This is a genomic window from Daejeonella sp., from assembly GCF_037719425.1.
Lineage (GTDB): Bacteria > Bacteroidota > Bacteroidia > Sphingobacteriales > Sphingobacteriaceae > Daejeonella.
Genome location: NZ_JBBJNI010000104.1, coordinates 1 through 14,975 on the forward strand (window position 1 = coordinate 1; position 14,975 = coordinate 14,975).

Annotated in this window: 12 protein-coding genes; 7 read left to right on the plus strand and 5 right to left on the minus strand. The window is 42.5% G+C overall.

Going from position 1 to position 14,975, the window contains the following annotated elements; translation table 11 throughout:
- Positions 1-100 precede the first annotated feature (100 nt).
- Both WKF69_RS13395 and WKF69_RS13400 read left to right on the plus strand, forming a co-directional pair.
- Positions 101-721 (plus strand): DUF2975 domain-containing protein, encoded by a 621-nt coding sequence (locus WKF69_RS13395; RefSeq protein ID WP_340382579.1) that lies wholly within the window; start codon positions 101-103, stop codon positions 719-721.
- Between the two features lies 1 nt (position 722).
- Complete coding sequence (locus WKF69_RS13400; protein WP_340382580.1) at positions 723-926, plus strand: helix-turn-helix transcriptional regulator; 204 nt, start codon at positions 723-725, stop codon at positions 924-926.
- A gap of 58 nt (positions 927-984) precedes the next feature.
- Here WKF69_RS13400 and WKF69_RS13405 read toward each other — a convergent pair whose 3' ends face one another.
- Complete coding sequence (locus tag WKF69_RS13405) at positions 985-1,152, minus strand: hypothetical protein (RefSeq protein WP_340382581.1); 168 nt, start codon at positions 1,150-1,152, stop codon at positions 985-987.
- Between the two features lie 245 nt (positions 1,153-1,397).
- Here WKF69_RS13405 and WKF69_RS13410 point away from each other — a divergent pair, with 245 nt between their 5' ends.
- Positions 1,398-1,853 carry a DUF2147 domain-containing protein gene (locus WKF69_RS13410; protein WP_340382582.1) on the plus strand — a complete coding sequence of 152 codons (456 nt, stop codon included), beginning with the start codon at positions 1,398-1,400 and terminating at the stop codon, positions 1,851-1,853.
- A 28-nt stretch (positions 1,854-1,881) separates the two neighbouring features.
- On the opposite strand, the gene WKF69_RS13415 is transcribed toward WKF69_RS13410, so the two are convergent.
- Both WKF69_RS13415 and WKF69_RS13420 read right to left on the minus strand, forming a co-directional pair.
- The gene (locus tag WKF69_RS13415; protein WP_340382583.1) at positions 1,882-2,250 is read right to left on the minus strand and encodes a hypothetical protein; all 369 of its coding nucleotides are present in this window, start codon (positions 2,248-2,250) and stop codon (positions 1,882-1,884) included.
- Positions 2,251-2,450: 200 nt separating this feature from the next.
- Positions 2,451-3,758: a hypothetical protein gene (locus WKF69_RS13420; RefSeq protein WP_340382584.1), complete on the minus strand. Its 1,308-nt coding sequence runs from the start codon at positions 3,756-3,758 to the stop codon at positions 2,451-2,453.
- Positions 3,759-4,022: 264 nt separating this feature from the next.
- Here WKF69_RS13420 and WKF69_RS13425 point away from each other — a divergent pair, with 264 nt between their 5' ends.
- A complete protein-coding gene (locus tag WKF69_RS13425) occupies positions 4,023-5,864 on the plus strand; it encodes a PQQ-binding-like beta-propeller repeat protein (RefSeq protein WP_340382585.1) in 1,842 nt (613 codons plus the stop codon).
- A gap of 183 nt (positions 5,865-6,047) precedes the next feature.
- Positions 6,048-6,713 (plus strand): DUF2652 domain-containing protein, encoded by a 666-nt coding sequence (locus tag WKF69_RS13430; RefSeq protein ID WP_340382586.1) that lies wholly within the window; start codon positions 6,048-6,050, stop codon positions 6,711-6,713.
- Here the strand turns inward: WKF69_RS13430 and WKF69_RS13435 are convergent.
- Positions 6,694-7,872: a Pycsar system effector family protein gene (locus WKF69_RS13435; RefSeq protein WP_340382587.1), complete on the minus strand. Its 1,179-nt coding sequence runs from the start codon at positions 7,870-7,872 to the stop codon at positions 6,694-6,696. The two genes, WKF69_RS13430 and WKF69_RS13435, sit on opposite strands and share 20 nt — an antisense overlap.
- A 124-nt stretch (positions 7,873-7,996) precedes the next feature.
- Between WKF69_RS13435 and WKF69_RS13440 the strand changes: the two genes are divergently transcribed.
- On the plus strand, positions 7,997-8,902 hold the full coding sequence (locus tag WKF69_RS13440) for an SdiA-regulated domain-containing protein (RefSeq protein WP_340382588.1): 906 nt from the start codon (positions 7,997-7,999) through the stop codon (positions 8,900-8,902).
- Positions 8,892-12,662 carry a metallophosphoesterase gene (locus tag WKF69_RS13445; protein WP_340382589.1) on the plus strand — a complete coding sequence of 1,257 codons (3,771 nt, stop codon included), beginning with the start codon at positions 8,892-8,894 and terminating at the stop codon, positions 12,660-12,662. Before WKF69_RS13440 ends, WKF69_RS13445 begins: the two co-directional genes overlap by 11 nt.
- Before the next feature lie 74 nt (positions 12,663-12,736).
- On the opposite strand, the gene WKF69_RS13450 is transcribed toward WKF69_RS13445, so the two are convergent.
- On the minus strand, positions 12,737-14,377 hold the full coding sequence (locus WKF69_RS13450) for a S8 family peptidase (protein WP_340382590.1): 1,641 nt from the start codon (positions 14,375-14,377) through the stop codon (positions 12,737-12,739).
- Positions 14,378-14,975 lie beyond the last annotated feature (598 nt).

Here is a 14,975-nt window from a genome sequence, read left to right on the forward strand (position 1 = left end):
GACAACCATAAAGCTCAAGTATTATTTATTGTTTATCAATAAATAATACTTGTTTATAAGAAACTATTTACTACTTTTGAATAAACAAAGAAAAACTAACATGAAACTAATCCTTACAATTTTTAAATGGGGTGCGGCAATACTTTGTTGCTTTCTTATTTTCATTACTCTTGTACTTGCTGTCCGTTATGGCTTCACACTCTATGAAAACGATCCTCACAGTTATATTTCCATAAACAACGACAATATGCGGCACGAGTTTAAAAATACCGCTAAAACGGAAGCAGAGCGCTTTATCTATTCACCAGATAAGATTACCCGGTATAAACAGGCGAAACCGACCTACACCGTTGATATCAAGCCCCATTCAGGGATAGGCTATTATCACATGGTATCTACGCTGTTTTTCGTGGCCCTCGGGGCATTGATTCTAAGAAAGTTTTGGCAGATCTTCGGGCAGATCAGTCTCGATGCGCCGTTCAATGCGCGTGTGGTCCATCTTTTGTACACAGCTGCATACTTATATATTATCTCTGAAGTGTTGGGTTGGATTCACTACTATGTACTTGGCAAACTGATTAATAATTCAATGCAGATAGATGGCCTTCACCCGGTGGATGAAATGGGCACAGCTCTCCTCACAGGGTTGCTTATGCTGATTATTGCAGTAGTTTACAAACGCGGATTAGAGATTTACGAAGAAAATAGCTTAACTGTATAACATGCCGATCATTGTAAACTTAGATGTAATGCTCGCAAAACGGAAGATGTCCCTCTCTGAGATTGCCGGGAAAATGGACATTACCTTATCGAATATCTCTATCCTGAAAACCGGGAAAGCCAGGGCTATACGGTTCTCTACACTTGAAAAGATCTGTGAGATCCTGGATTGCCAGCCGGCGGATATTTTAGAGTATCAGAGATAACGGACTAACCTTATCCAGATAGCTATGTAAGCTATCCAGATAAGGTTTACCCTCTTAGTTATTTCCCACGGGGCGCAGCAAAGGGGCCTGTCCACTCAGCTAATAAAGGATTCATTTCTGTTTTATTTGCACTAGTCACAACAGATTGCTGCGTACCACAGCCAGCCATAACGACCATCACCAGGAGGCAGCCTGTTTTGACTGAATTTATTATATAACGGTTCATAATTAAAATTGGTTAGAAGGGTGCCGATAAACCGGGTCACCGCAAGTTACAAAAAAGAGGAGGTATTCGAACACTTGTGTTCAATGCAGCGCATCCAGGACGAGACACCGGATTCAAGTCGTGGGAACGGCCGGCCCCCTGTCCTTACAGCCGTCCGGGTATTTTGAATGTCAAAAAAAACATCCAGGTTTATAAGGCCCTAATACTCTTCACGATTCACTCCTATTCACTACTTTTACACTATTATGTCCTCGAAACGATTCCTCTTTTTACTGTGCGCAGTAAGTCTCTGGTTTTCACCAGCTTTCGCAAACCCCGGCTCAGATGCAATTCTTGGACAATGGATGTCAACGCGTCGAAATGTGAAGGTGCAGGTTTATAAAGAAGGTGCTGAATTTAAGGGCAGGGTAACCTGGTTTAAGGATAATGACGACCCAAGTAAACCAATGGCTACCCGGCTGGACGAAAACAATCCTGATCCCAAACTCAGGAAGCGCAAGGTTCTGGGGATGCAGGTACTATCCCGCCTGGAGTATAATGCGAAAACCAGCCGCTGGGAAAATGGGAGGATCTATGATCCTAAAACCGGAAGGCAATGGAGCTCAGTAGCATACTTAGACACAGAGGGGGTATTGAATGTGAAAGGCTACTGGCAGTTTGAATTTATAGGTAAAACGATGAGATTTAGAAAGGTCAGCTAAAATACTGACCCATTAATCTCTTTCGGCATTACATGGTTTCCAGCAACTGCCCTGCCCCGCGCGGACCAGGATAATCTCCGTTTGATAAAATCTGCATATCTTCAATATATTCACTGTATTCACTTTGTACACACTGAAGACTTTTTAGCACATCTTCCACGCCTTTCTTTGCTTCGAGATTTTCTAGATGCGAAAGAGCGTTGTTTAGCTTTTCGATGTTTGCAGTTAACTGGCCATCTTCCAGAAAGCAATGCTTAATATAATCCAGCAGGTACAGATCAACCGTAAACCTAAGGCCTGGTTGCTTGGCCAAATCTATAATCGCCCTGATCTCATCGGTAGTCAAATGCTTGTTTACAACGAGCTCTTTTTTCATCTCTTCAGCCATAATATTCAATTGTTATCATTTAATTAAACGCACAAATTTTCATTTTGTTCTCCGCATAAGAGGATGTTAACTAATATTATGCCAAGTAAGTGGAGAGTTGACCCGAAGGAGCCCTTACGGGAAGAGAGGAGAATTTAGAATAACCGGGCGGATAAAACTATCCCTCTCCGCCCGGCATTTTCAGTTTTCATACTTCAGACCTCAGTCCCTTACCGCAGTCTCGACTGGAATTCCGAAATAACGTCCTTATACGTGTTCAGTATTCTATCCCAGGGGAGATATGATTCGTCTTCTTTTACGCTGGTTTTGGCTTCGCCGCTAAACTCACTAACGAGTTTGATTGAATATTTAAGCGGCATGATATCGGCCTGCTTCACAATGATCCGTGTCCGGATGGTGTTGTTCAGGAAGTTCTTCAGGTTCCAGCTGGTACGGATATATCCTGTTTCTTTATCTGCCAGTTCAATATTATCGAAATAGTTCATTGTTATCTGGCTCAATATCTTCCATGCATCAGCTTCCGGCTTGCTAGTCTCAATCGTGAAATTGATGTTTGCCTGGTCGCTCTGAACTGAGCTGATAAATGCTTCATCAGCCGGCAGAACCAAATGCTCAGCAATAGGCGGGGGCTGCACGCCGTCTTCATTACAGTAGCTCTTTTTAGAAAGAACAAACCCTGCTTTTTCAACGATCACTTCCACACATTGATTATATGGAACGCGCACTTTGTATTCTCCTTTACCCATTACACGGCCATCAATTTTGATAGTAGCATCTTCAGGCGTAGTACGCACGGCAATCTGCCTGTCTTTCAGTGAAATACTTTCGGTTACAGGCGGACCTGGCTGGCCTTCCTTTGCACAGTATTGTTTTTCCAGCGTAACGTATCCGTCCTTAACGTATTCGATAGTAACACATGCTTCCAATGGAATAATAATTTCTGTATTGCCTTCACTAACTTTTTTACCATTGATAACCACCTGTACATCGGCAGGAACCGTCTTAACGAACATCGATCTGTCGGTAAGCGCTATGGATTCATTAATGGGCGGAATATCCATTCCCTGTCGGTTATGGTAGGTTTTAGCTTTTGTAAAATATCCGGTTTTCTTAACCTCAACGGTAACTGATGCATCCTTTTTAATTTCAACCCACCCCGCGTTAGTTGACTGATCGACCCCGTTTATAAAAATGCGGGCGTCGTGAGGTTGGGCGTTCACCCGAACTAGCCTGTCTTCAAGAAGCAAACGATCTTCCTTCGGTAAGCTTACCGATTTGGAGTTGATATAGGTCCTGACAAGGGGTTTATAGCCTTCTAACCGAACGACTATTTTGATAGGTTCATCTTTATCGATTTTCAGTACAGCAGTCCCGGTTCCTAAAGCCACCTCCGAATTGTTGTCAAGCACCCTGTAAATAGTTGCCTGATTTGGGCTGCAAACTATGGTAATGCTTTTATCCGCCCACGCATTACTAAAAAACAATAAAAACCCTAACATGAGTAGCAGATTTTTCATACGTAATAATTTAAATGATCAATTAAGTTTTACTCCAAAAACACCGAATATATTGACTAGTAAATATAATAATATATTGAATATTCGCTATGCAGGAATCATTATTCTTATCTTCTCAGCGGATATTTCTAAAATTGGCTGCGCAGGATGTAAAATACATGATAATGTAAATGTCAGAAGGAATCTCCGCCCAGCCACTCTCCACGCGCTAAAACCCATAATATATCACTAGTTTCGTTTTGAATTTATCACAGACTAAACCTAATGAAAAGGATCTTCTTATTAGCGCTTTTCAGCTGCTATATCACTTTATTAAATGCACAGCAGCCGTTCAAATTTGCTTTCCTGAGTGATACGCATATTTCTACCGATCCGGGTGTTCCGGCGGATGATCTGCGCAGAACTATTGCCGATCTGAATCTTCAGACTGATCTTGATTTTGTGGTGATCACTGGAGATATCACTGAAATGGGAACAGCTGAGGAGATCAAGCTGGCGAAGAGCATTTTCAACGACCTTAAAATACCTTATCGGATAGTGCCGGGCAACCATGACAGCGGCTGGTCGGAATCGGGTGGTGTGGACTTTATCCGTGAATTCGGATACGACAAATTTGTATTTGATCATAAGGGTTATCGTTTTATCGGAACCGCGTCCGGGCCTTATGTGCGGATGTCTGACGGCCATATTCCCCGGGACGCCGTTGTTTGGCTGGATTCCGTGCTGGCGAAAACTCCAAAAGAGCAGCCATTGGTTTTTCTTAATCACTATCCCCTCAATAATGAACTCGACAACTGGTATGAGATAACCGACCGCTTAAAGAAATATAACACGCAGTTCGTGCTAGCCGGCCATCATCATACCAGCAAGCCGGCAGACTTCGAAGGGCTCCCTGCAACTCATGGCCGCTCTAATCTTCGCGCCAAAGCAGAAACAGGAGCCTATAACGTGGTTACGGTAAGAACCGATTCTGTGCTCTTTGCAGAGCGTAACCCGCTGACTAAAGCTATCCGTCCATGGAGAAGAATTGCGCTTGGAAAACGATCGTATGAAGCAGGCAATTATGCCCGGCCTTCTTTCGATATTAACAAGCAATACCCAAACGTAAAACCAGCCTGGGTTTATCATTCGAGCGCTAACGTAGTATCAACCCCGGCCTATGCAAATGGCCTGGTGATATTCGGCAACAGCCTCGGAAAGATCGAAGCGGTTTCGGTAAAGAACGGCAAGCCTAAATGGTCGTACCAAACTGGCGGCGGAATTTATTCGTCTGCAGCAGTAGACGGCAGCAGTGTAGTCATTGGCTCAGGTGATGGTAGTATCTATTCCCTGAATGCGAAGAACGGAAAATTGAACTGGTCACTGAAAACCGGAGCGTCTGTACTTGGTGCAGTTACAATAGAAGATCATGTTGCCTATGTTGGCGGCAGCGACCATCACTTCAGGGCTATAGACATGAAGACCGGGAAAGAGCTTTGGAGTTTCGGCGGCCTGACTGGTTCGGTAGTCAGCAAACCTTTGATCTATGAGGGAAAAGTTATATTTGGGTCCTGGGATACCCACCTTTACGGTTTAGATAAAACCACTGGTTCCCTCTTATGGAAATGGAACAACGGAAGTCCAGTAAGGCATTTCTCACCTGCCATGTGCAATCCTGTGGCTTATGGCGGTGTGGTTTATATCGTCGCCCCAGACAAATTCCTTTCGGCAATTGATGCATCAAATGGCAATACCTTATGGCGCAGTAATGCAGCTACTATCAGGGAATCCATTGGTATATCAGCAGATAATCAACTGATCTATGGGAAAACCATGAATGATGAGATCGTAGCTTTTAAAACGAATAAGACAAAAGCGGAGCTGGTATGGCGGTTAAATGTCGGCTTTGGATATGAACATGTTCCTTCCATGCTGATCGAAAATAACGGGCAAGTTTACTTCGGAACCAAAAGCGGCGTGACCTATTCGATTGATCCCGAACATCAGAAGATCAACTGGGCTCATAAGCTCGACAATTCCATGATCAACACCGTAAATGTGATTGATAAGAACCGGGTTATTGTTGCGTCAATGGATGGGAAAGTATCCGTTTTGAGATCCAGATAAGCCCGGCAGGTTTGCGCCAGAATTGCGCTAAATTAATTCTTAGGGTGGTGGACAAAAGATAAGAAATTTTAGCTTTTTAAGAGTAAATGCATAAATTCCTTACACTAATTAATCCCACACATACTAGTCAATTTCATTGACGAAATAAAGGTGGTATATTAGTTGCATTGGTAAATACTTGATATGGAAAACAAAGACGAACTTGAATCTGCATTCTTTTGTGTGCCCGATATAACAGGTTTTACAAAATTTATAGCAACCACGGATATTCATTTCTCCAGGGAAGTTATTCCCGCGCTGCTCCGGAAACTTATTGATTGTAATGTTCTCAAGATGAAGATCGGGGAGATTGAAGGTGACGCGATCTTCTTTTATAAAACTGGACGGCTTCCGACTGTTAGCCGTGTGGCTGCTCAGTGTACGGCACTCTATCAAACCTTCTCGGACTTCATAAGCTCTATTAAAGAGAATGATCCTGAAAATTATGAGTTGTACCTTGCCGATAGTCAGTTAGGGCTCAAGATCATTATCCATTACGGGGATATCAGTATCGCTAATATTAAAGGAAGGATCAAGCTTTTGGGCCAGGACGTAATTATTGCGCACAAGCTGCTTAAGAATAAAATACCTGATTTCAATTACATTCTGTTAACCGACAAGTATCTGTCCAAGATAAAGGACAGAAATAACCTTCAGCGCTGGTTTCATTGGGAAGAGCTTCGCAGCGGATGCGAAAGCTATGAATACCTTGGCGATGTTGGCTATAGGTATATCACGCTCGATGAAATGGGTTTTTTGCTGGATACCGAAGTTGCTGCTATGCTTACTCCTAATAAGAAAACAGCATAATCACTACGAATCCAACTGCGCAAAGTACCATCCCGAACATAAAGATATTATAGGACCAGCTTAAGTAGTTATACTTTTTGATAAGCACGCTACCCAGATAATAAATATCGATAGACATACTATCGTATAATTCATCCTTCTGATCCTTAAGCTCTTTGATTTTGTCAACGAATTCACGCAGCTGCAGCTGGGCAAAGTTTCCAAAGAACAGTATACTGCTATCCTTTTTGCTTAGCTCGTATTTTTCCTTTGTTGTAACGTTGGGTCTCGCAGACAGGATAGCGAAAACTACGGCCAGTAAACTGGTAAGCAGTAAAAATGCCATCGGAAAAACGAAGCGAACACTGGCAAACTGGCTCTGGCTCGAAAAAGTAAATCCGGTACCAAAAAGAGTTATGACAATCGATATGATGATGGTGTTAATGCTGATCATCATATTTGCTTTATTATCAGCAATGGAAGTAAGGCTGACGTGATAGTCATAAACAGACCTGTACAAGGTTTCAATCCCCCTGCCTTCTTTTACAGGTTTGACTTTGCTCTCTGACTTACTTGACTCCTTTGCGAATTTATCAATCTTTGCTCGCTGTTTCAGGATATTCTGCTCCTTCTGCTCGTGATATTTCAGAACAGCATCTTCAGTTTTAAATTGAGTATCCAGCAGAAATTGAAGCTGTATCTGAGCCCACTCTTCCTCAGTATACGTTTTTTGAAGTATTCGTTCCCATTCTATGCGGAGAAGATCAGCACGGTGATCAAAAGTTTTGGTGCCGAGGTTTATATAATCTGCATCATGAAGTATTTCCTGTAGAGAACCATCGGGAATTGTCCTGTATTTAGTAGAGAGTATCAGGGATTCTATTTCTTTGATATCATCATCAGAGTAATTTCCTTTCAGGTACTCCTTCATAAATTTCACGCTCTCTTCTTCGTGATTATCGTAAGTAGTAATGTATCCTGTATCGTGAAATATTGCTGCAAGCATCAAAACTTCATAATCACGGCTGGTTAGATTGTATGATTTAGAAAGCTTTTTACATGCCTTGGCTGTTTCTGCCGTATGATTATAGTTGTGATATACATAATCACCTGACAACTTATCCTTGAATAAATTGAAAACATGTTCTGCAGCATCTTTAACAATAGTATTACTCTTCATATATTAGTTATGTTAATTCTTATGCTTAATAGTAAAAACTATGCCATCATCCGTTAATTATATTATTTATGCACAGGCTTTTGGTATGATTATGGCAAATCATTCACAATGAATTTAATAAAATATGATAAGAAACACTACTCTTCTGATTATAATCGCTCTTGCTTCATGTAATACCCCAACTGGTAGCGGCAATACCGATGCTGATCAGCCTAATTCAAAAGTTATTTTTCCTACAAAAAACTTGGTGCATGAGCTCCCTCCCGAATTAAGCGAGATTTCCGGCATCACCTTTTTAAGCGATACTGTATTGGTTGCAATACAGGATGAGGAAGGTATTTTATACTATTATGACCTTCAGCAGAATAAGGTCATCAAGAAGCAGACATTTGCCGGCTCCGGCGATTATGAAGATCTCACCCGGGTTGGGAAGGATATATTCGTAATTACCAGTGCAGGGGTACTGACCCTGATCAGAAACTTTGAATCGACCAGTCCGGTTGTAAGTACAATTGCAACGCCGTTCACTAAGAAGAATGATATCGAAGGAATGGCATACGATTCGAAAAATCATCGTTTGCTGATCGCACCCAAAGAGCACGGATTAGACCAAAATAAAACAACTAAACAAATTTATGGTTTTGACTTAAAAACGATGCAATTTCAACCGGAGCCTGCATTTGCCATTCGTTTGGATGAGATCTCCAGCCAGTTTGAAGGGGATGCTTTGGAGGAAAGCTCCAAAAAGTTTTTGAAAGCTATTGGTAATGAGGGTATGAACAAAGTATTCCGGTCTTCTGCTATTACAGTTAATGAGAAAACCGGCGAAATATTCGTCCTGTCATCCCTTAACGGGCTGATCATAATATTGAGTCCCAAAGGGGTAATGAACCAGATCATCCAATTTTCTGGTGTTGAATACAAACAACCGGAAGGAATAGCCTTTGCCCCAAACGGCAAACTTTATATTTCTAACGAGGGAAGCAAGTCAGGTATAGGGAATATTATTGAAATCACACATGAACGCTAAATTTAACAAAACCTCACTCTTTTTAATTGCTGTAACTATTATGGCAATTCAAGCTTGCACAACCTTTAAGCCGTATTACGATAAAACCCAGCTAAACTGGGAAAAAGCTAATAGCCCCGATACCTTAAAACTTAAATATTCTGTATGGCTCTTTGGCGATGGCGGGGTCCCTGACAAAGATCAGCAGGAGCCGGTATTGAAGCTTTTGCAGTCGCAGGTATTTCACCATGACAGCACAAGGGCAACTGCACCGGATACCGGCGTGGTTAATAGCTCACATGCAGAAGATGTGGTGATCTTTCTTGGCGATAACATCTACGAAACCGGGATGCCTGAACCTGATGCCTCTGATCGCGAGGAAAAAGAGCGCAGGATCAACGAGCAAATGAATGTGGTTAAGAATTTCAAAGGAAAGAAAATATTTGTCCCAGGTAACCATGACTGGAATGAAGGCCGTCCGGGAGGGCTTGCTGCTATAAATCGTCAGGAACAATATATTGAGGCTTATTTGAATTCCGGGGATGTGTTTATGCCCAGCAACGGCTGCGGTGGGCCGGTGGAAGTCCAGCTAAATAATGACCTTGTAATTATTGCCCTGGACTCTGAATGGTGGCTTGATAAACATGAAAAGTCGCTTGCACCAGAGAATGGCTGTACCGTTTCTAGCCGGCTGGAAGTTATTCAGCAGGTTCAGGACATCGTTCTTAGAAATAAGGGGAAGCATATCATTATTGCGCAGCATCACCCCCTATTCAGCAATGGACGTCATGGGGGATATTATACGCTTAAAGATTATTTGTTCCCTTTAACCCTCGTACGGGACAACTATTATATTCCCCTGCCAATAATTGGGGCTATCTATCCTTTGATGAGGCAGTATGGGATCTCCCGTCAGGACTTGTCGAACAAGGATTATCAGCAATTAAAAAGGGGCTTGCTTTCCATTCTTGAAGATGAAAAGAATGTGGTTCTGGCAACCGGCCATGAGCACGCATTGCAGTTCAATAAATACAATGACATCAATCACATCATCAGCGGCGCTGGAGCCAAGTCTTCCACTATGATCAAAGGCAATGGAGCTTTATTCTCTTATGGCGGTGGGGCCCAGGGTTTTGCGCGCTTAAATTATTACGATAATGGTCAGGCCTGGCTGGAATTCTGGGAGCCTGTTGGCGATGGGTCCACAGGCAAAATAGTCTACCGTACCCCTCTTTATGCTATTCCGGCTAAAGCGGATGCGAAGACAGCAGAAGAAAAAAGTATCAGCTATGTAGACAGCACGAAAGTTATTGTTGCCGGTGATACTTTTGAAGCAGGTCCGTTCAAGCGCAAGCTATTCGGCGAGCACTACAGGGATACTTGGGCTATTCCGATCACAGTGAAATACCTCGATTTGAACAATTTTGGTGGCGGCCTCACACCCATTAAAATGGGGGGTGGTAAGCAGACCACCAGTTTGCAGCTGCAGGGCAAGGATAAAAATATCTATCAGTTTAGAACCATAGCCAAGAACCCGACCGCTCTCCTTCCGGTAGGATTTCTAAAAACCTTTGCAGAAGACTTTATACAGGATCAAATCTCTTCTGCACATCCTTATGGCGCGTTGATAGTGCCTGATATGGCAAAAGCAATAGGCATCTACCATACGAATCCGGAATTGGTCTACATGCCTTATTCAACATTACTCGGGCCCTATATTCAGCAGGTTGGTGGTAAATTCGGTCTTATTGAAGCCCGTCCGGACGAAGATGTCTCAGATTTCAACTCATTTGGAAATGCAAACAACGCGGTGAGCACTCCTAAGATGTACAAAGAGCTGCGGGACGATAATGATAATGAGGTCGATCAGGAAATGTTCCTGAAATCACGCTTATTTGATATTTTCATTGGAGACTGGGACAGACATGAAGATCAGTGGAGATGGGGTGAGTTTAAGAAAGCTGGTGGTGTTATCTTCAGGCCTATACCAAGAGACCGCGACCAGGCCTTTACAAAGTTTGACGGTTTGATCCCAAAGCTGGTAAGCAATATCCTACCTGATATCCAATCGTTCCTGCCAGAGATCGGTGATCCGGCGGAGATGTCTATCGCTGCAAGAAATCTAGATCGTAACCTTCTCAATGAGCTCACCCGAGATGACTGGCGCCGTATCGCTACGCAGGTGCAAAGTGATCTTACGGACGAAGTGATTGAGTTGTCGGTTAAAAAAATGCCGGGAGAAGTCTATCATGAGTCTGGTCAGGAGATCATTGACAAGCTGAAATCCAGACGCGGTCAAATCGTTTCAGTTGCAGACGAGTACTTTCAGGTTTTGGCAAACGAAGTTACCGTTGCGGGATCGGATAAGAAAGAATTTGTCCGGATCGAAAGGTTCGATAATACTACACGGCTTACCATCCACAAAATTGATTCTAATGATAATGTAACCCGGCCGCTCTATAACCGGACGTTTGTTAATTCCGAGACTAAAGAGCTGAACGTTTATGCTCTTAATGGCCGCGATAGTATCCTCATTGACGGCAGCAGCTCAAATAATCCCATTAAAGTACGGATTGTAGGCGGTGATGGAAACGACAACTTCACAGATCTGGGCACGGGCCGGTCATTCTATTATGACCTCGAGACTGAGAAGAATGTGATTAACGGCGGTAAAAACACCGCTCTCAGAATGTCAGCCGAAGGCTATGTCAACGATTACAATGTAAATTCATTTACTTACGATAAATCGGGGATAGCACCATCACTTGAATACAATGCTTATGATGGCCTCTTTATAGGCGGAGGGTATGCTAAAAAGCATTATGGATTCAGAAAGTCTCCGGCTAGTTCCATCCAAAGCCTATTGGTAAACTATGCTCCGAACACGGGCGCATATACCATCGGTTATAAAGGTGATTTTTATTCAGTCTTTAAACGGAACTGGGACGTGATCGTACGGGGAAGCTATAACAATCCAAAATATACCTTCAACTTTTACGGAGAAGGGAATTCAACACAAAATATTGGCGACGATGTTGATTATTACAGGGTCCGAAGTTCAAATTTCAGTGCAGCGGCCTATATGCAGCACCGGTTCACGAAGGTCTTTAGCGTCGGAATCGGCCCGGGTTATGAATCCTTCGACGTTGTTAAACCAGCACAGCGCTTTGTTTCTTCCCCTGGTTTCCCTGAAGCAGGCGACATAGCATCGCGTTCAAAGTATGGAGCTGTCCGTTCTTACGCAAATATTGATTTCGTGGACAATCCAATGTTCCCGGGTTCAGGGGTTCGATGGAATAGTCAGATTAACTATTTCAATGAATTCCAGGGTGCCAGAGATAAATATGCTCAATTAAGAACAGACATATCATTCTACGCTACACCAAATTATAGCTTCCCCGTAACAGTAGCTACCCGTTTCGGAGCAGCGACTAATCTGGGCGACTACAAGTTCTTCCAGGCTAATTCGCTGGGAAGCAACACGAACCTGAGAGGTTTCCGCAACAATCGTTTCTCGGGCAGATCATATCTCTACCAGAATACGGAAGTCAGGTTCAAAGTAACCTATTTCCATAATTACATCTTTACCGGTGATATGGGACTGTTCGGCTTCTATGACGCAGGCCGTGTTTATTCAGATCTTCCGGAATCTAATACCTGGCATTCAGGATATGGCCCGGGCATCTGGCTGAACTTGTATAATAAGTTCCTGATATCAAGCGGTTATGGGTTCTCGAAAGAGGGCAGGTACCTGACCTTAAAAACAGGTATGTCTTTCTAAGAAAAACAGGTATACAAAAAAGGGTGCAGCATCAGGCTTGATGGTGCACCCTTTTTTATTGCTATTAAATCTTATTATTTTGATTTCACGGAAGCAGTAGAGTTAGTTTTCTCTGCGAGTAGCAATGCATTATACGCATTTACCACGCCGCCTGAAACTGATATTTCACTTATCGCAACTTTATTAGAGCTTCCTTCTTCCCTGATCTTAACCTTTTGCTCAACCTTGGTTACAGAATTCATGATGATTTCCTTTACCTGAACAGCAGTAAATTGAGGATAGTAGGAGCGAATTAATGCAGCTAAGCCAGCAACAACAGGTGATGCCATGCTAGTACCGTCATTATCCTTGTATTTAGAATCAGGCATTGTAGAATTGATCTTTACACCCGGCGCAAACACGTCAACAGATTTGCCCCCATAGTTAGAGAAGGAAGCTACCAACTCGTCATCGTTGTTCCAACCTGAAGCCCCAACTTCGATCCATCCTTCTGCAGTACCCATGGTTACACCAGTACTATCAGCGAATAAACGGTTAGGAACATTGTCCTCTTTCTCTGTATTCTTACCATCATTTCCGGCAGCATGGACTAAAAGCACATCTTTTGAAACCGCATACTTTACAGCCTCATCAACTACTTTCTTATCCCATGAGTAGGCTTTACCAAAGCTCATGTTAATGACCTTAGCGCCATTATCCACAGCATAACGTATGGAGTTTGCAACGTCCTTATCACGCTCGTCGCCATCAGGCACAGTTCTCAGTGCCATGATCTTAACGTTGTCTGCAATACCTTTAATTCCAAGGCTATTACCTCTTACAGCGCCGATGATACCTGCTACGTGTGTTCCGTGTTCAGCATCCGGCCCGGTGATATCATTATTACCATAGAACTTCTCATTGCTATTCGCATAGTTGTCGCCAACAGAGTCTTTCCTTGGATCGAACTCAAGATTTAAATGGTATTTAATCTGGGTATCGTAATGTTTTAAACCGTCTTCAAGCTCTTGTCTGAACTCTTTATAAGAAGTCTTCTTGATCTCCGGCTTTAAGAATTTGACTACCTGTGACTCAATGTCGCCCGCAGCCTTGTACGCATTGAAATCCTCAATGGTAGGCTCTGTTTTGCCCATCTTTACCAGAATTTCATTAAGATATTTCAGGATTAGAGTCGTATTCTGCAAACCCATTTGAGCTTGCTGAAGCTTCTCCATGTAATCTGTCACCAATTTCTTGTAAAGCTGAAATTCTTTTCTTTCAGCCTCTGTGAATGGTGTAGAATTAAGAGCAGCAGCATACTTTGGCTGCAGTTTATTGACCAAACGAACAACTTCCATATTATCATGGTGGATATTCAGGCCTTTTGCTGAACCAATAAAGTTCCAGCCGTAGATATCATCGATGTATCCGTTCTTGTCGTCATCGATACCATTACCGGCAATTTCCTTAGCATTGATCCACATTACCTGTTTAAGATCTTCGTGATTTTCATCGATACCGCCGTCAATTACAGCAACAACTACAGTTTTGGAAGTTTTACCTTTCAGCAATTCATTATAAGCCTTATCTGTACTGATTCCAAAAGCCCCATCGGCCTTCAGGTCCAGGTTTTGCCAGTTTTCTTTTGGCTTCTCATCAGCACTACTCTGAGCAGAAGATGTTAAAGGCAGTGCAAAGACTGCTGCAGTATATAATAGTTTTTTGATATAATTCATTTTTCGATTAGTTTCTATACAATGTATGTTCAAGATAACGATTTATTTCCCCAACGAGTATGCCAGAAAAATTCAATCTTAAATATTACACTTACATACGAATATCAGGATAATCTGGTTCTGTAAAGATGTCAGACTGACAGAGTTTGTGACATCAATATGTTAAACATCAAAGACTAAAAGGGTATAACCTTAGTCGGAATAAAGCTTATTTAAAAGTTTTTGTTTAGACTCATTTGGTTTAGAATTGCAATGCATGCATATTAATCATATCCTATTGCATAGTTTATTTCACTACTTTTTTCATTTATCTCAAGGTTTAAGCAGGGTAGTGGATATAACTTTAATTTCCTTTTTTGGAAAGCATGTGCTGTGTTTCATAGGAAGAGGTAGTCGTGTGCTCCCCGCCTACCGGCCGGCAGGTGCAGTAGTTTTGCGAATATGTTTATAGTTCCCATTTATATTCCCGCCTGCAAAAGCTACTGCTGCCGCCCGCGTTTAGTTGAGGCAGGTCAATGCTACTATCAGCGACGGCGCAAAGCCTATGACTTGTCCTGACATAGGTTGACAAAAAACAAGGTCAACGATGAATAGAAAT